This is a genomic window from Rickettsiella grylli, from assembly GCF_000168295.1.
GTDB classification, from domain to species: Bacteria; Pseudomonadota; Gammaproteobacteria; order Diplorickettsiales; family Diplorickettsiaceae; genus Aquirickettsiella; species Aquirickettsiella grylli.
Genome location: NZ_AAQJ02000001.1, coordinates 51,535 through 68,805 on the forward strand (window position 1 = coordinate 51,535; position 17,271 = coordinate 68,805).

The window sequence follows — 17,271 nt, forward strand, 5'->3', positions numbered from 1 at the left end:
ACAACCTTTAACCTAAAAAAAAATAACGGTCATCCGATGTTAAAAGGTCAATTACTCGAATTAAGTTTTGAAACTGAATGGCTTAACGCATTACAAGAGTTTGCCTACCCAAGTCATGTAGAAGATCGCGTACAAGTTGTCGAAGATTTGAAAAGGATGTATGGCTTAACCATTAAAGATGAGTCAGGCGAATGGTCTTATATAAAGCACGATCAGGATTTCAATACCGATGCCCAATTATTACAAAGAAAAACAGGGATAGGTCCTGATCCGGACGAAGTTTTTTTATTTAGAATAGGAAAGCTGAATGAAAAATTTAAGCGATTATTATTGCAGAATTTTCATCAAGGGGGAATGTTTTATACGGCGAGGCAGTTTTTAACATTCCATATCAATTCATTGGGTTTTACCCCAAACGTTAATCAAGGGCATAAACATCATATTATCTGTGAGTTTGGTTCTGAGAAATTGGTCGTTACAGAGAAATTTAGTGTAAAAAAATTAGGTTTTTTGCCCGTCGATATGTTACAGAAGGTTTTTGCTCAAGCGGGAGAATTGTTATCTTTTGATTTAGACCCATCTGAAAAAGAAAAAATTGTTTATATTCAAAACTATATTAGAACAAAGCTGGGGGAAAACAACCGTCAAAAAATAGGTTTGCGTCCCATTGATCAAAAAGCAATGCCTTTTGTTTTTGGCACGGAACAAGGTGAAAATCTAATAGAGTTTACCGTAAAGCATACGATTACTTTAGATCCAAAATCGATGGAAATTAATATAAAAAAATTATCTGAAGAAGATGTAAGCTTTAAAATACAATCTCAATTTCATGATTTGCATCCGAAATCATCAAAATTTACATTTTCTAAATTATTGTCTTTAGATTTCCCTTGTGCATTACCGAGTTTTTTTGAAAAATCGCATCGGAATAAAATGAATGAATTGATATTGAAGGCGTATCGAGACTTTATATTAATATTGTTTAATATAATTATTCATTTAATTTCTTCTCCAATTGTTATTCCGCAAAAAAAAACGTTCTTATTTTCATCTTTTGAAGTCTATGAGCCACAGAATAGCTTCCCCTATAGAATGCGTCCTTAACGTTAAAAAATATTTTTTGGAATATTATTGCTTTTTCATCTGTGTTAACATTTCGACATCTGTAAGCTAAGGAGCGTAGGCTATGTCAGCGGTTCAATCTAAAAATTCATCGAGGCTTTTTATCGATTTACCAGTTGATGCGTTAATTAATTATGCCGTAGAGCGAAGAGAAGGGGTCATCGCTGCGAATGGTGCTTTATCGGTTGTTACTGGCCAACGGACAGGGCGATCCCCTAAAGATAAATTTATTGTCACAGAACCCACAAGTGAAAATAATATTGATTGGGATTCTATTAACCAAGCTTTTTCAGAAGATCGTTTCCATGTTTTGTGGCAACGTGCCGAACAATATGCGAAAAAAATCGATTTGTTTATTTCTAATTTACAAGTGGGTGCTGATCCTACTTATTTTTTACCCGTTAAAGTAATAACAGAATACGCGTGGCATAACTTATTTGCACGACAGCTTTTTATTCGTCCAGCTCATTTTTATGGAAAAGTTGCTCATCCGGAGTGGACCATTTTAAGTCTTCCAGGGTTGAAAACAGACCCAGAACGAGATGGCGTTAATAGTGACGCCGCTTTAATCATCCATTTAGCTCAGCGTAGGGTTTTATTATGTGGACATCGTTATGCGGGCGAAATCAAAAAGGCCATGTTTTCGGTTATGAATTATTTACTGCCTCACGTTGATGTTTTACCGATGCATTGCTCTGCTAATGTTGGCGAAAAAGGGGATGTGGCTTTATTTTTTGGTTTATCGGGAACGGGGAAAACCACGTTGTCTGCTGATCCCAGCCGTTTTTTGATTGGTGATGATGAACACGGCTGGAGTAAAACAGGTGTGTTTAATTTTGAGGGCGGTTGTTATGCCAAATGCATTGATTTATCCAAGGAACGCGAACCTTTAATCTGGAAAGCGATTCGTCATGGGGCCGTCATGGAAAACGTGGTGCTTAACCCTAAAACGTTAGAACCCAATTATAACGATTCAACACGGACTCAAAATACACGCGTCGCTTATCCTTTAGATTTTATTGACTCACGGGTTTTTCCCAACCGAGTTGATCGCGCGCCAGACGCTATCATTTTTTTGTGTTGTGATTTGTATGGTGTATTGCCCCCTGTTGCTTATTTGAATCATGAACAGGCAGCCTATTACTTTCTAAGCGGTTACACGGCATTAGTTGGGAGTACGGAAGTGGGTCAAACTGAACCTATCAAAACAACATTTAGCACCTGTTTTGGCGCACCTTTTTTTCCACGACCTGCAAAAGTCTATGCTGAACTATTAATTAAACGGTTAAAAGAGAGTCATGCGAAAGTTTATTTAGTCAATACAGGTTGGACGGGAGGAGCTTATGGGGTGAGTGGAGGACAACGCTTTTCTATTCCTGTCACCCGTGCTGTTATAAAGGCTATTTTAAATGATGAGATTTCCAAGTCAGAATCCGAACGATTGCCAGGGTTTGATTTGGCTATTCCTAACGCGTTGCCAGGTATAGCGAGCAATCTATTAAATCCTAAAAAGACATGGAAAGATCCCGCAGAATATGATCATAAAGCGCATGAGCTCATCAATAAATTTGTTAATAATTTTAAACAGTTTGATGTCAGTTTAACGATTCGAAATGCCGGACCGACTCCCTATAAAGAATAAAGAAGAATTTTTGGTTCATTATTAAAAAGTTTGAGCAAGTTCTTTTGCGCGATTTTGAGCCGCTGTAAGCGCTTTTTTTATAATGTCGTCTAAGTGCGCAGCGTTTAAACTTTCTATGGCCTTTTCAGTTGTCCCGCCCGGTGAGGTTACCTGCTGTCTTAATTGGGTTAAATTTTTTTTAGTTTCAATGGCCATCCGAGCAGAACCTAAAGCAGTTTGCAACGTGAGTGCGTGAGCCATTTCTTTAGATAAACCTAATTCATTTGCGGCATTTTCTAAGGTTTCCATCCATAAAAAGAAATAAGCAGGACCACTTCCCGTTAAAGCAGCAACAAGATCAACCTGTTCTTCGTTACTTAACCAAACGACCGTACCAATGGCATTGAAAATAAATTCAGCGATTTTCTTTTGAGAGAGAGAACACTATGGATTTGCAAATAAAGCAGTTGCTGCACAGCCAATTAAAGCAGGTGTATTAGGCATACAACGGATCAGGGCTAAATTTTGATTAAGTAGGTAATTTTCTAAATGATTTAAACGAATACCTACTGCAATTGAAATAACGAGAGGATTTCTTTCTTGCATACATTTTGCGATTTCAAGGGCAACCGATTTTAAAATTTGTGGCTTTACAGCGAGAACGACAACTGTTGATCGGCGTACTGCGGTTTTATTATCGGTGGTCAGATTAATATTTAAGCTTTTTAGTTGATTTAATTGCTCACTATTATTATTCGTAGCCCATATGTTTTTGGCAGGGAAGTTTTTTTTCAATAAACCGTTGATAATGCTAGTGGCCATATTACCGGCACCAATGAAACTGATCGTTAAGTTTTGCATATTTCGTTACTTCTTTTGCCTCAAATAGTCATTGAGATGTTCTAATTCAGTGGGTGTTCCTATGTTAAACCATAAACCTTTGTAATATTCTCCCGTTATTTTTTTTTCTGCAATCGATTGATACAGAAGTGATGATAATGGAAAAATGCCTGATTTCCCTTGAAATAGATTCGGATGGTAAATTCCAAGATTAGCGAAGGTTAACTTATTGGAGGGATTTAAATCGAGTAAACCCGTGTGAGTAAGGTGAAAATCGCCTTGAGGATGAAAACGTGGATTATCAACTAAAATAAGATGGGCGAGCGCACCAGTCTCTAAACGATGAGATAACAGTTTTTTTAAGGGGAAATCGGTCCAAATATCAGCGCTTATTACCATAAAGGGATCCCTTCCTAAAAGGGTTAATGCTTGACAAATTCCCCCACCTGTTTCCAGCGCAGTCGGTTCAAAAGAATATTCAATGTTAACGCCATACGCTTTTCCATCGCCTAAGGTTTCGATAATTTGTTTAGCTTGATAAGAAACATTAACGACTATCGTTTTTATGCCGATGTTAGCTAGTTTCATGACTTGATGAACAATAAGTGGTTGGTTATTCACCGAAATCAAGGGCTTAGGCTTTTTATCAGTTAAAGGACGCAGCCGTGAACCACGACCCGCAGCAAGTATCATCGCTTTCATTTTTTTTCTTTCTCATAAAGTTTTGGTTGAATTTTTGTTTGTAATAATGTTTTAAACGGTAAAAGTTCAGCATAGTTTTCGCATGTCTTATTCATATAATTGAACAAGCGCGTTACTGTGGATAGATAATGGGGCTTGTTATCTCGATAATTAAGTCGTGAAAAAATACCCAATATTTTTAAATGTCGTTGAAGACTCGTGAGATCAAACCAGCGAATGAATTTTTCTTTAGAAAATTGATGTTTTATGTTGAGGGTAGTGTAAAATTTTAAAGCCCATTGATAAACATGACAAGTGGGCCAATCAACATAAGCATCACGCAATAATGAAGCCACATCATAAGTAATGGGTCCATATAATGCGTCTTGAAAATCTAAAACCCCCACATTTTTATTTTCTAATAAAACCAAATTGCGCGAATGATAATCACGATGAATACACACTTGAGGTTGTTCAAGAAGAGCGTTTATCAAAATTTTAAACGTATTTTCTAATATAGCATTGATTTCAGGGGTTAGGGTTAGCCCTAAATGTTTTTTGATGAACCAATCAATGAACAACCCTAATTCGAATCGAATCAGTTTTTCATTAAACAGACCGAGCGATTTGTCATTTGGAAATTTAGGGTGACAAATCTGAATTTGATAAATAACTGAAAGCGCTCGATGATATAAATCGTCAACGGTCTTGGGGTTGAGTCTATCTAAGTATAAATTATTTCCTAAATCGCTTAGCAACATAAAGCCTTGTTTAAGATTATAGGCAAGTATTTCTGGCGTATAAATTCCTTGACGCGCAAAATTTCTCGCAATCGTAACAAAAGCGATAATATTTTCTTTATCAGGAGGTGCTATCATGACAATGCGACTCATATCATCTTGTTGCAAACGAAAATATTGGCGAAAGCTCGCGTCATTTGCCAAAGGTTGTAATTTAAAAGTGGAGCATGCCAGAGCGCACGATTCTTTCAACCAATTTTTTAACGGTGTTAATTGTGGCGATTGTTCAAAAATAGACATATATACCCCTATTCTTCACTTGAATAATGTCATTCTAAAGATTATCGTTACTGTTTAGTACTAAAAATTCTCTGGAAGAGGCTCACTAGTCTTTAGAAAGTAGAAAGGAAAATCAGTTTTTTATTTTCGAGTGCTATCTTACACCGGAATGAACGGGCTAATCTACCAATCCCAATGTAGTATAGATTGTGAGTATCCTCTATACTTAATAATTCTTTCAGGAATTTTTAGTTTGATGATTGGCGCTTATAAAAATAGGGAACAAATAGCACAAAATTCTCTGTTCATGGATGTTTAAAAAGAACTCCCATTAGAAAGGGGTGAATTTATTTTTTCAGCCTGTTATATTTTGTCGGCAATTGAAAACTATCTTCGGAAGTCTCTATCGTATTGATAACGAGGAAAAAAACGATGTTCCATGGCAGTATAGTCGCATTGGTTACGCCCATGCAAGAAAGTGGCTCTATAGATTATGCAAGCTTACGTAAGCTAGTCGATTGGCATATTGCACAAGGCACCGATGGTATTGTTGTTATGGGAACCACTGGGGAAGCTTCAACGCTCACTTCAGAAGAGCACGTTAATGTGATTAAAACGGTTGTTGAACAAGCCAATCAAAACACGCATCGACATGTTCCCATTATTGCAGGCACAGGAACTCAATCGACACAAAACACGATTGAAAAGACACAATTAGCGATGAAAGCGGGTGTTAATGCCTGTTTGTTAGTCACGCCCTATTATAACTGTCCTACACAGGATGGGCTTTACAAGCATTTTAGTGTGATAGCAAACAAAGTACCTATCCCAATCATTCTTTATAATGTACCCAAACGGACAGGATGTGATTTACTGGCTGAAACGGTGGTTAAACTGTCAAGCATTCCAAATATAGTGGGAATAAAAGAGGGCCAGGTGGAGCGAGTGAAAAATATTTTAAAATTATGCGGTAAAAATTTTGATGTCTATAGTGGGGATGATAATACTGCTTTAGACATTATGCAGAGGGGAGGAAAAGGCGTAATTTCTGTGGCAGCAAATCTTGTACCACAATCAATGCATCATTTCTGTGAGTTAGCCAAAAAAGCAGATTGGGAAGCAGCGAGCAAAATTGACAAACAATTGCGTCCTTTATATCAAGGATTATTTATTGAAACGAATCCTATTCCTGTGAAATGGTTAGCGGCACAACGCGGTATCATTTCGTCATCTACGTTGCGGTTGCCCTTAACGCCGTTATCGGTTGCCCATCAAGCCGATTTGAAACCTGTAATCAATTTAGTGAAGACTTTATCCTAAAATGAGAATGAAGCTATTTTATTTAATTTTAATTTTTTTTGTTGTAAACTTAGTGGCTTGTTCATCTGTAAATAAATATGTAAAAACACAACGGTCACAATACTTGTATAGTCAGGAATTACCTTTGTTGGAGGTTCCGCCTGGTTTACAGATTTCTAAGGAAGAAAGATATAATATTCCTCAAGTTGCTCGTAGGCCCACGCAATTACCTCGTTTATTGCCGCCTACGGTCTGATTAAAAAATTGGAGAGGTACCAAAGCGGTCATAATGGCGCCGACTCGAAATCGGATGGGGGTTTTAAAATCCCACGTGGGTTCGAATCCCACCCTCTCCGCCATGACCTGTGAACGTTTTAGATTTCCGCGTGGCTATTGATTTTCGCTTTTTGCAACGAAATGTATTCAAGTGGCGCATAATTCTGGCTATATTCAGTTTTTTTGCTATTAAACAGGACAATTTCATTCACTATCATAGGGCTAGTATTTAAATTTAATTCCTCTCTTAGATTGGGTGCATGATGATGGATAATCCGACCGAGCGTTAAGTGAGGCAAATAGGGTTTGGTTTCTGGCGTAAAACCTAGGTTTGACGCCACTTCTTCTAATGCATTAGCCAGTTCAAAGAGCTCTGAAGTTGGAATGATATCTGCAGCTATCGCGCGGGGAGCGGTGGGTGATGGAAAGAAGCGAATATTATGGAGTTGGAGCGGAAAAGGCTCTATTTTATTAATTGCATTATGAGCATGCTTGACCAATTCCGAGATTTTTTCAGGCAGCGTTGTTCCTAAAAAACGCAGCGTAATATGAAGATTTTCGGGTTGTACCCACCGAACTCGATGGCCCCAAGGTTCTTGTTTGAGTTCATCAATGAGCTGAGATAGCGCTCGACGTAATTCGGAATTTAATTCAACAGCAAAAAATAAACGTAAAGGGTCGTGTGTGCTCAAGTGTAATTTCCTTATTAAAACTATGAGAGTTGAAACCGCTTATTTTAATGGAAAAGTAAGTAAGCTTCTTGTTAGCTATTTATTTTTTCCGCGAAAACAAGCTATCATAATGCGTTTCATAACCGCTTATTATAATCTTGTTTGAATGCTGTATTTTATCAGCAATTGACGATTTACATTGTAAACTTAATCCTAAATTTTATTTTTCAGCAAATGAATTTATTTTATCTACTTTACCATGATATTGTTTGAAAGATAAATTTTTAATACGCCAATTAATTATGAGATTTGGTTTTTGTAAAATTGGAGTATACTAGCTAATAATTTTTACATTTTTAAGTGCATTATGATGATCGATACTACATTGCTTTCTCGAGTTCAGTTCGGATTTACGATTGGTTTTCATATTTTGTTCCCCACACTCAATATTGGTTTAGCTATTTTTTTATCCATTATGGAGGGGGTTTGGCTAAAGACAGGAAATCCCGTTTATTTAAGAATTTGTCAATTTTGGACCAAAATTTTTGCACTGACGTTCGGGATGGGGGTTGTTTCAGGAGTCGTTTTAGCGTATGAACTGGGCACTAACTTTGGCCCTTTTATCAATGTGGCGGGTGGCGTTATTGGTGCACTTTTTGTTTATGAGGTGCTTGCTGCTTTTTTTCTAGAAGCTGGTTTTTTAGGCGTAATGCTGTTTGGTTGGGATAAGGTTGGTCCGAAACTACATTACTTAGCAACGATACTGGTTACGTTAGGAACACTATTTTCTGCTTTAGGGATTTTATCCGCTAATTCTTGGATGCAAACGCCCGCCGGTTTTCATAGTGATGCAGGAAAATACGTTGTCGATAGCTGGTGGGCAGTCGTATTTAATCCTTCGGCTATTCCTCGTTTTCTGCATATGGTTACGGCTTCATTGTTGACGACGTGTTTTGTCATTGCGGGTGTTTCAGCGTGGTATTTATTAAAGAAAAAACACGTCGATATAGCAAAACCCTGTTTTTCATTTGTTTTAGGCGCCGCGATGATAATAACGCCAATTCAAATAGTGCTCGGTGATATGGTCGGTTTAAACGTTTTCAAATATCAACCCTTAAAAACAGCCGCAATAGAAGGTAACTGGAACACACAGAATGGCGCCCCTTTAGTACTATTTGCTATTCCAAATAGTCAACAAGAAAAAAATGATTATGAAATAAGTATACCAAAACTGGCAAGCTTAATTAATACACATCATTGGGAGGGTCAATTAATCGGATTAAAAAGCGTCCCGCGCGCAGATAGGCCAGTCGTCGGTGCCACATTTTGGATGTTTCGGGTTATGGTCGGGATAGGCTTTTTATTCTTTTTTGTCGCGCTTTATGCACTGTGGAAGAGATGGCGTGGACAACTTTATCACTCCAACGGATTCTACCGGCTCTGTATATTAATAGCCCCTTTAGGGTTTTTAAGCACAATTGCTGGCTGGGTTACAGCAGAATCTGGAAGACAACCTTGGATAGTTTATAACTGGATGACTACCACAGAAGGAGCATCGATCGTTCCTTTTCATCAAGTTGTTTTTTCATTGATCTTATTAGTTATTGTTTATGGTTTTATATTTAGTTTTTATTTATTTTATCTTTTTAAACTAATCCGAAAAGGACCCGTTGGTCCTTTAACCGATGGATCGTCTGCAGAAGTGGTTACGGAAACTCCCTTTAAATATTTAGCGCCAGAGGGTGAATAAATGTTTTTAATTCTTACATGGGCCACGATTATCTCTTTAATTATTATGATGTATGTTTTATTGGATGGTTTTGATCTCGGTATTGGTATTTTATTTCCCTTTTTTAAAAAAAATGAATATCGAGATATTATGATGAGTACGGTTGTCCCTGTTTGGGATGGGAATGAGACATGGTTGGTATTTGGTGCTGCAGCATTATATGCTGCTTTTCCAACCGCTTACGGAATTTTATTGCCCACATTATATATGCCCATCATGATTTTATTAATCGCGTTGATTTTCCGTGGTGTTGCTTTCGAATTTCGTTTTAAAGCCAATAAAAGTCAATTTATTTGGGATATTGCTTTTTCAGCAGGATCAATTTCAGCGGCGTTTATTCAAGGCGTTATTTTAGGGACGTTTGTAAAAGGTTATGGTTACAAGCTTCCGTTACCGCATTCTGCCTATCATTGGTTAACACCGTTTACTTTTTTTACAGGAATCGCAGTCGTTTGCGGTTACGCATTACTGGGCGCAAACTGGTTAATTATAAAAACTGAAGGGGAGTTACAATCCCGCATGTTTAAAGCAGCTAAAATTTTACTGGGAGTAGTTGCTTTTTTTCTCGTTTGTGTAAGTATTTGGACGCCAATAACCGAACCGCACGTTATGCACCGTTGGTTTTCATTCCCTAATTTTTATTATCTATCGTTTTTGCCTATTTTAACAATAGCGGCCGTCTTTTATAATTTTTATTGTTTGCATAGAAAAAAAGAAAAACTGCCGTTTATACTCACCATCGGGTTATTTGTTTTCTCTTATACAGGGTTTTGCATTAGTGCGTGGCCTTATATTGTTCCCCATGTAATCCCTGTTTGGGAAGCTGCCGCCCCACCTTCCACTTTAAAATTTATATTAGTAGGCGCCGTTATTATATTACCAATATTATTCGTTTACACGCTTTATTCTTATAATGTTTTTAGAGGGAAAGTAAAAACGACGATTCACTATTAACGTTCATCATTATGAAAAAACGTATACGTCAATGGTTATGGTTTATTGGTCTATATGTAGCCAGTGTGGCAACTATTATTGTTGTTTCTAAATTATTAGGCTATTTTATCCCGCATTAAAATGTTTCTTGTATTAAATTTTCATTGAGGGAACAGAATTTTCAATCTTAAGAAATATTCTGGCTTCACCGGGATGAAAAAAACGTGCTCTTTGTTCCCTCGAGATTAAAAAATGAGGGACAATTCTGGCTAAAGCATTTAATATTTTATTTAATATACCGTTTACTTCAGTTGAACAGGGATGTTTTTTTTGAAAAATTGAAATTTCACTTTCAACAACATTTTTGAAAGTAGTAAAGACGTCTGCATTGGGAAAGTTAAATACAATGTTATATAATACCGATTGAAAATAAGTATCAGTGGCCTTTTTTAATTTCACGGCTAAATCTATAATTTCATTTATTTTATGATGATGCGCGGTTAATGCTTCAATAAGCTGAACAAAATTTTGATAGTGTTCGACGAGAGAATTGAAGTTTTTTGAACAGGTTTGAATGAAGCGGTAATCATCACGATCATAAACAATCGTGGAAAACCCTTCTTCTGAAAAAAAAGCTCTTTTAAAAAAATCGTACTTTATGTGTAATGGACGCTCTAGCGCATTTTCGATGAGTGCGTCAAGTAACTGTCTAATAGATTTTTGGTTTGATTGAGGCGTTAAATTCATTAATTTTGTAAAAAGTACTCCGTAGGAAAACACAGTGGAAGAGGTTAACGTTTCTTTTAAAGAAGTCATCACATTATTTAAATTAGAGATAAATAATGCTGTTAAATGCGCTGCAGTGCTTACTAATGAATCGGAAGATGAAGAAGTATGATTTTTAGTGAACGCAAACTGTTGTATAGTGCTTTTAAGAAAAATAAAAAAAAGTTGGATTTCAATTTCTTTTTCGCTGTTTTCGTGACGCTGAAAATTTTTTTCTTGTAACGAATGAATAGAATTGGTAATCGTTAAATGAATGATCGTTTGATTATGAGGCGCTATGTTTTTTTCTAATGCTTCTTTGAGTGTTAATTCGGATTCTAGAAATTGGTCGTGTTGTAACTTTTCTGTGAGTTTATTTGGAGGAAATCCGATAGCGCTAAGCAGTGTATTAGGAACATTAAATTTCTTTTTTTTCAAATCATTTTTTAACGTAATAGAAAGTGTTTTTTCATTATCAAAATCAAATTTTAATTCGTCTAACGTTGCTTTTAAAATAGCGTTAGGAAATGCTTTAAAAAAATTATCTTGATTGAAAGATTGCTGAAGAAACGTCAGCAAACAAGCAATATCTTGAGTGAGACGAGAATCGGATAAAAAAGATACGAGATTATTCATTTGATGATTGATTATAATTATAGGTTAATCCAATTTTATAGAATTTGCATGAAGCAAACTCTTTCTCTCTTTAATAGAGGAAATTTTACTCCATTTAATCCATTAATAATAGTTTTATTTTTGGAGAAAAAGTGATTGACGTGCATTAAAGGACGAAAAATTAACATTTAGTCTATCAGAGGCTAGATTTAGAGTGTAATATTTATATAATGGGCATATCATTCATTTTGAGTTTTAATTGAATAAGCGATAACTTTCTTTATGGCTATTTATCCTATTATCCAACTGCCTGATGTGCGTTTGCGTGTTCCGACAACGTCCATTACTGTTTTTGACGCGACTTTACAGCAGTTAATCGATGATATGTTTGAAACGATGTATGCCGCCAAGGGGATAGGTTTGGCAGCGCCACAAATTGCGATTAGCAAAAAATTGGCTGTTATTGATGTTACCAATAATAAATCGCATACCTTATGCTTAATTAATCCCACTATTGTTGAAAAAAAAGGAGAAGCTTTACTGGAAGAAGGTTGTTTATCAGTCCCCGGGATATACGACAAAGCGCCGCGAGCGCTATGGGTTAAATTACAGGCTTTAGATAGAAATGGAAAACCCTATGAAATAGAAGCAGAAGGTTTATTGGCGCATTGTATACAACATGAAGTCGATCATCTGAATGGTAAATTATTTTTAGATCATTTATCCCCTCTGAAACAACAACTCGCCCGTAAGAAACTGGATAAAATTAAAAAAAGGAGGAAGTATTGAAACTAATTTTTGCAGGAACGCCTGAATTTGCCTTACCGAGTTTACATGCATTGGCATCAGCGTATAAACTCTGCGCTGTTTATACCCAACCCGATCGGCCGGCAGGAAGAGGGCGAAAATTGTTAATGAGCCCTGTGAAAAAAATGGCTTTAGAAAATAAGTTACCAGTGATTCAACCGTTTAGTCTCCGTGAATCGAAAGAACAGAAGAAATTAGCTTCTTTGCATGCAGATTTAATGGTCGTTGTTGCTTACGGGCTTATTTTACCGCCAGCAGTATTAGCGATGCCTCGTTTTGGATGTATTAATGTCCACGCCTCGTTGCTTCCACGTTGGCGAGGTGCAGCGCCTATACAGCGGGCAATTTTAGCGGGCGACCGAGAAACGGGTATTACTATCATGCAGATGGACGAAGGTTTAGATACCGGTGAGATAATCAAGAAATTTCCCTGTAGCATCGAGCCTACGGATACTAATAAAACATTACAAGATCGCTTGGCTGAGTTGGGTGCTCATGCATTACTCGAAAGTTTGAAATGGATTGAAAGTGGATCCTATCGATCCGAGCCACAAAATGAAAAAGAGAGTACGTATGCCAAAAAAATTAATAAGTCAGAAGCAGAAATAGATTGGGAGCAGCCAGCAATTTATTTAGATAGATTGGTCCGTGCCTTTTATCCTAAACCCGTTGCCCGTGTTGTGCTCGGGAAATCGATATTGCGGATTTGTAAAGCCGAAGTATTGGAAGAGACAACCTCTGAAAAACCAGGTTTAATCCTAAAGGTGGACAGAGAAGGGATTGATGTAGCGACAGGAAAGGGAGTTTTACGTTTATTAGAAGTGCAATGGCCTGGAGGACGCTGCTTACCCATTTCAAGTTTTATTCATGGACAATCAGAGTTATTCCATGTAGGTGCTATTTTAGATCGAATGTATGTCTAACACGCGTAGAATAGCAGCACACATTATCTCCCGTTTTTTAAAGAAAAAAATAGCGCTTAATACGATTTTGTTTGCGGAAGTCCCTTCTGGAATTGACGTTCGCGATAGAGCGTTTATTCAAGAATTATGTTATGGCGTAATACGGTGGTATTTTCCTTTAAAGAAATTGAGTTCTTTTTTATTGAAAAAATCACTGAACCGTTCAGATCAGGATATTTACGCCTTGGTGTTAGTAGGCCTCTACCAACTGAATTATTTAAATATATCTCCACACGCTGCAGTCTATGAAACGGTTCAAGCGGCCAAAGAATTACGTAAACGATGGGCGGCCCCGCTCATTAATGGTGTTTTGCGATCCTTTCAACGACAAAAAACGGGTTTATTAAAAAAAGTATCTCAAATAACACATCTCGCACATCCTGATTGGCTCATTAAAAAATTACAACACGCGTGGCCAAACGCGTGGCGATCGATTTTAGATGCCAACAATCATTTAGCTTCAATGAGTTTGCGTGTAAATCAATTGGAAATTACACGAGAAAGTTATCTACAAAAACTAAACAATAACAATATAAACGCTACATTGAGCGAATTGAGTCAATCAGGAATTATACTGGATACTTCATTTCCAGTCGATAAGTTACCGGGTTTTAGGACAGGGGAAATTTCAATACAAAATATTTCTGCTCAGCTATCAGCCTCATTGCTACTATTAGAAGATGGACAACACGTTTTAGATGCGTGTGCGGCACCAGGCGGTAAAACAACTCATATTTTAGAAACACAACCCGAGTTGGCTTGTTGTGTGGCTGTTGATGCGGACGTCGTTCGATTAACGAGACTTAAGGATAATCTAAAACGTTTAAAATTGACTGAGAAAAAGATCCAGTTGTTTCCCATGAAGGTTCAGGATTTTAAAATTTTTTGGAAGGGGAGAATGTTCGATAGAATATTATTGGACTCACCGTGTTCAGGAACAGGCGTTATCCGTAAACACCCCGATATTAAATTATTACGAAGAGAGAAAGATGTTATTCAACTCGCTGATCAACAGTATCAACTACTATCAAGCCTTTGGGGATTATTGAAGCCTGGCGGCATTTTACTGTACGTGACGTGCTCTGTACTTCCCGAAGAAAATGCCAATGTATTAAAACGTTTTTTAACGCATCATTTTGACGCTCGAGAAGAAGTTATTCGGGAAACCTGGGGGTTAGCCTGTCCAATCGGAAGACAAATTCTTCCCGAAATTCATGGAGCGGACGGCTTTTATTATGCGAGGTTACGTAAGCTCATGCGCGAGGGGATCGGTTTAAAATAGGAAAATTATGAAAAAAGCCCATTTTACGCCCGATCAAGCGGGGGGTGGATAAACATTAAATAAAATAGAGTTTAGCTTATGTCTAGGTGATTTATATTTATCTTGGAGATATTGCGTTATAATCTTGTTCTTTTGGTGACCGATGAATTAAATCCCTATGAAGCAACTGTTAAAACAAGAAATCAAAAAGGCTTTGTTAAGTATAGGCGATTCTTTCACGCTGTCTTCGTCAATCATCCAAATTGATTATGCGAGAGGAAAATTACATGGTGATTTTTCGAGTAATATCGCTTTAGTTTTGGCAAAACAATTAAACGTTCAGCCATTACAATTAGCTGAAAAAATAAAAGCGAATATAGATTGTTGCTCAGAAAATTCAAAAATAGAAAAAATTGAAGTGGCAGGTCCAGGATTTATTAATTTTTTCTTAAAGAAATGGGTTTGGCATGATGTTATCAGCCAGATTTTAACGCAAACAAATCAATTTGGAACTTCGAATTTAGGACGTCAAGAATCTGTGTTAATCGAATTTGTTTCTGCCAATCCTACGGGCCCTTTGCATGTGGGTCATGGTCGAGGAGCTGCTTATGGGGATTCTATTACAAGATTATTGAGCGCGGTAGGTTATCAAGTTTGTTCAGAATATTATATCAATGATGCCGGAAGGCAAATGGATATTTTGGCGACCAGTGTGTGGTTACGTTATTTAGAAATTTGCAATGAAACATTTAATTTTCCGAGTAATGCTTACCGAGGGAATTATGTTCAAAAAATTGCCCAACAACTTTATACGCAATATGGAGAACGTTTTTTTCAGCCCAGTGAATTAGTCTTCAAAGACATTCCGGTTGATGAACCACAAGGTGGAAATAAAGAACATCATATTGATAGCCTTATTCTGCAAGCGAAAACGTTATTAGGTCCCAACGGTTATGAAAAGGTATTTGATGCGGGCTTAAATTCTATTTTAATTGATATTAAAGAAGATCTCACTGCTTTTAGAGTCAATTTTGATGAATGGTTTTCAGAAAAAAGCTTGTTTAAAATGGGCTTTGTGAATAAAGCAATCAAACGTTTAAAGGAACTTGGAAAAACCTATGAAGCGAATGGAGCCTTGTGGTTTAAATCAACAGATTTTGGAGATGATAAAGATCGCGTATTACTCCGTGAAAATGGCCAGCCCACTTATTTTGCTGCAGACGCAGGCTATCGACTTTATATTTTAGAAAAACGGAAGTTTAAGAAAATAATTAATGTATTGGGCGCGGACCATCATGGTTATATTCCACGAATTCACGCTGTTATTCAAGCATTCGGCTTTCCCAAAGAAAGTTTCAAGGCCTTATTAGTACAGTTTGCGATTCTTTATCGCGGAGATAAAAAAATTCAGATGTCGACACGTAGCGGCGAATTTATTACCTTGCGCGATCTAAGAGAGGAAGTTGGTGCGGATGCGACGCGGTTTTTTTATGTTTTACGGCGTGTGGATCAACATATGGATTTTGATCTTGAACTCGCTAAGGAACAATCCAATGCAAATCCGGTGTACTATGTACAATATGTTTATGCGCGAATAAATAGCGTTATGCGCCAACTGGCTGCAAAACAATGGGTTTGGAACAAAATTTTAGGAATGGATTCATTATCCGAATTAAAAGAAACACAAGAACAAAATTTATTAGTGTTGTTGAATCGATATTCTGAAGTCGTTGAGCTCGCAGCGGTGACTTACGAACCACATATTCTTGCACATTTCTTGAAAGATTTAGCACAATCTTTCCATGTTTATTATAATTCATTTATTTTTCTAGTAGAAAACGATAACTTGCGGAACGCACGATTAAATTTAATTGCTGCAATTGCACAAGTGATTAAAAATGGTTTAGATCTACTGGGCGTGAAAACGTTGGAAGTCATGTAAATGGTTAAAGATTACGCAAAAAAATATAGAAAATTGGAATATCCGATGTCAAGACGTAAGAATAACGCCATACTTTGGGGAATGCTAGGAATTTCAGTGGGTTTATTGATTATTGGCTTGTTATTTTTTTTGAAGTCTGCACCTAAAGAAAAATCAATTCAGCCCATTGAAAAAAAACGCAAAGAAATTATCCAAACGCCTACCCCTAAACCACCTGAACCTCAATTTGATTTCTATAATATTTTGCCACATGAAAATTTAAATTTGTCGCAACAGGGAGATTCTGTGATGCAAGAAATGCCCTTCTCGAGGAGCACGTCCATTACCTCTCTAGAATCGAGATCCATCGATGCGATGATGAGTACAACGCCTGAACAAGTGGCTATTGCTGAAGCTAAAAAACAATTAGAAGAAGAGATGGGAAGGCTTAATAACAAACCCTATATCCTTGTTTTAGGCAATTTTACTGATCGCATTCACGCAGAACAACTACAAGCGCAGGCTTTGTTAAAAGGGATTCCGGTGCGAAAAAAAGTGATTTGGATAAATGGAAAGCCAACTTATCAGATTATGATGGGCCCTGTTGATTTGAATCAGCTTTCTAATGAAAAAAAACGATTGAATGCAGCGGGATTATCAGCAATTGTGGTTAAAATATCGTCATGAAA

17 protein-coding genes and 1 tRNA gene are annotated in these 17,271 nt (G+C 37.0%); 12 read left to right on the plus strand and 6 right to left on the minus strand.

The window, feature by feature from the left end; translation table 11 throughout:
* The first annotated feature begins 36 nt into the window (after window positions 1-36).
* Entirely contained in the window at window positions 37-1,104 is a 1,068-nt protein-coding gene (locus RICGR_RS00275; RefSeq protein ID WP_006035597.1) for a hypothetical protein, read from the plus strand.
* 82 nt (window positions 1,105-1,186) lie between these two features.
* Window positions 1,187-2,764 carry a phosphoenolpyruvate carboxykinase gene (locus RICGR_RS00280; RefSeq protein ID WP_006035893.1) on the plus strand — a complete coding sequence of 526 codons (1,578 nt, stop codon included), beginning with the start codon at window positions 1,187-1,189 and terminating at the stop codon, window positions 2,762-2,764.
* Between the two features lie 21 nt (window positions 2,765-2,785).
* Here RICGR_RS00280 and RICGR_RS07795 read toward each other — a convergent pair whose 3' ends face one another.
* The 4 genes from RICGR_RS07795 to RICGR_RS00295 are packed head-to-tail and all read right to left on the minus strand — an operon-like array spanning window position 2,786 to window position 5,304.
* Window positions 2,786-3,166 (minus strand): pyrroline-5-carboxylate reductase family protein, encoded by a 381-nt coding sequence (locus RICGR_RS07795; protein ID WP_338049519.1) that lies wholly within the window; start codon window positions 3,164-3,166, stop codon window positions 2,786-2,788.
* Window positions 3,167-3,187: 21 nt separating this feature from the next.
* The gene (locus RICGR_RS07800) at window positions 3,188-3,604 is read right to left on the minus strand and encodes a pyrroline-5-carboxylate reductase family protein (RefSeq protein WP_050763943.1); all 417 of its coding nucleotides are present in this window, start codon (window positions 3,602-3,604) and stop codon (window positions 3,188-3,190) included.
* A gap of 6 nt (window positions 3,605-3,610) precedes the next feature.
* Window positions 3,611-4,285: an N-acetylmuramate alpha-1-phosphate uridylyltransferase MurU gene (gene murU / locus RICGR_RS00290; RefSeq protein WP_006035245.1), complete on the minus strand. Its 675-nt coding sequence runs from the start codon at window positions 4,283-4,285 to the stop codon at window positions 3,611-3,613.
* Window positions 4,282-5,304 (minus strand): aminoglycoside phosphotransferase family protein, encoded by a 1,023-nt coding sequence (locus RICGR_RS00295; RefSeq protein WP_006034864.1) that lies wholly within the window; start codon window positions 5,302-5,304, stop codon window positions 4,282-4,284. Before RICGR_RS00295 ends, murU begins: the two co-directional genes overlap by 4 nt.
* A gap of 411 nt (window positions 5,305-5,715) precedes the next feature.
* Here RICGR_RS00295 and dapA point away from each other — a divergent pair, with 411 nt between their 5' ends.
* The 3 genes from dapA (at window position 5,716) to RICGR_RS00310 (ending at window position 6,941) form a co-directional block, all read left to right on the plus strand.
* The gene (dapA, locus tag RICGR_RS00300; RefSeq protein WP_006034661.1) at window positions 5,716-6,603 is read left to right on the plus strand and encodes a 4-hydroxy-tetrahydrodipicolinate synthase; all 888 of its coding nucleotides are present in this window, start codon (window positions 5,716-5,718) and stop codon (window positions 6,601-6,603) included.
* Between the two features lie 7 nt (window positions 6,604-6,610).
* Window positions 6,611-6,838 (plus strand): hypothetical protein, encoded by a 228-nt coding sequence (locus tag RICGR_RS00305; protein ID WP_040615040.1) that lies wholly within the window; start codon window positions 6,611-6,613, stop codon window positions 6,836-6,838.
* 10 nt (window positions 6,839-6,848) lie between these two features.
* Window positions 6,849-6,941, plus strand: a tRNA-Ser gene (locus RICGR_RS00310).
* A 15-nt stretch (window positions 6,942-6,956) separates the two neighbouring features.
* On the opposite strand, the gene thpR is transcribed toward RICGR_RS00310, so the two are convergent.
* The gene (gene thpR, locus RICGR_RS00315; RefSeq protein WP_006034795.1) at window positions 6,957-7,550 is read right to left on the minus strand and encodes an RNA 2',3'-cyclic phosphodiesterase; all 594 of its coding nucleotides are present in this window, start codon (window positions 7,548-7,550) and stop codon (window positions 6,957-6,959) included.
* A 349-nt stretch (window positions 7,551-7,899) separates the two neighbouring features.
* On the opposite strand from thpR, the gene RICGR_RS00320 reads away from it, so the two are divergent.
* Entirely contained in the window at window positions 7,900-9,279 is a 1,380-nt protein-coding gene (locus tag RICGR_RS00320; RefSeq protein ID WP_006035986.1) for a cytochrome ubiquinol oxidase subunit I, read from the plus strand.
* The gene (gene cydB / locus RICGR_RS00325; RefSeq protein ID WP_006035947.1) at window positions 9,280-10,272 is read left to right on the plus strand and encodes a cytochrome d ubiquinol oxidase subunit II; all 993 of its coding nucleotides are present in this window, start codon (window positions 9,280-9,282) and stop codon (window positions 10,270-10,272) included.
* Window positions 10,273-10,404: 132 nt separating this feature from the next.
* On the opposite strand, the gene RICGR_RS00330 is transcribed toward cydB, so the two are convergent.
* A complete protein-coding gene (locus tag RICGR_RS00330) occupies window positions 10,405-11,652 on the minus strand; it encodes a hypothetical protein (protein ID WP_006035028.1) in 1,248 nt (415 codons plus the stop codon).
* A 261-nt stretch (window positions 11,653-11,913) separates the two neighbouring features.
* Between RICGR_RS00330 and def the strand changes: the two genes are divergently transcribed.
* The 5 genes from def to RICGR_RS00355 all read left to right on the plus strand — a co-directional run bounded on the left by def (window position 11,914) and on the right by RICGR_RS00355 (window position 17,269).
* Complete coding sequence (gene def / locus RICGR_RS00335) at window positions 11,914-12,420, plus strand: peptide deformylase (protein WP_006035558.1); 507 nt, start codon at window positions 11,914-11,916, stop codon at window positions 12,418-12,420.
* Complete coding sequence (gene fmt / locus RICGR_RS00340; RefSeq protein WP_006035318.1) at window positions 12,417-13,361, plus strand: methionyl-tRNA formyltransferase; 945 nt, start codon at window positions 12,417-12,419, stop codon at window positions 13,359-13,361. The genes def and fmt overlap by 4 nt, the downstream gene beginning before the upstream one ends.
* Window positions 13,354-14,682 (plus strand): 16S rRNA (cytosine(967)-C(5))-methyltransferase RsmB, encoded by a 1,329-nt coding sequence (gene rsmB / locus RICGR_RS00345; protein WP_006035717.1) that lies wholly within the window; start codon window positions 13,354-13,356, stop codon window positions 14,680-14,682. Before fmt ends, rsmB begins: the two co-directional genes overlap by 8 nt.
* A gap of 157 nt (window positions 14,683-14,839) precedes the next feature.
* Entirely contained in the window at window positions 14,840-16,603 is a 1,764-nt protein-coding gene (gene argS / locus RICGR_RS00350; RefSeq protein ID WP_006035040.1) for an arginine--tRNA ligase, read from the plus strand.
* A 45-nt stretch (window positions 16,604-16,648) separates the two neighbouring features.
* Entirely contained in the window at window positions 16,649-17,269 is a 621-nt protein-coding gene (locus tag RICGR_RS00355) for an SPOR domain-containing protein (protein ID WP_240992165.1), read from the plus strand.
* The last annotated feature ends 2 nt before the right edge of the window (window positions 17,270-17,271 follow it).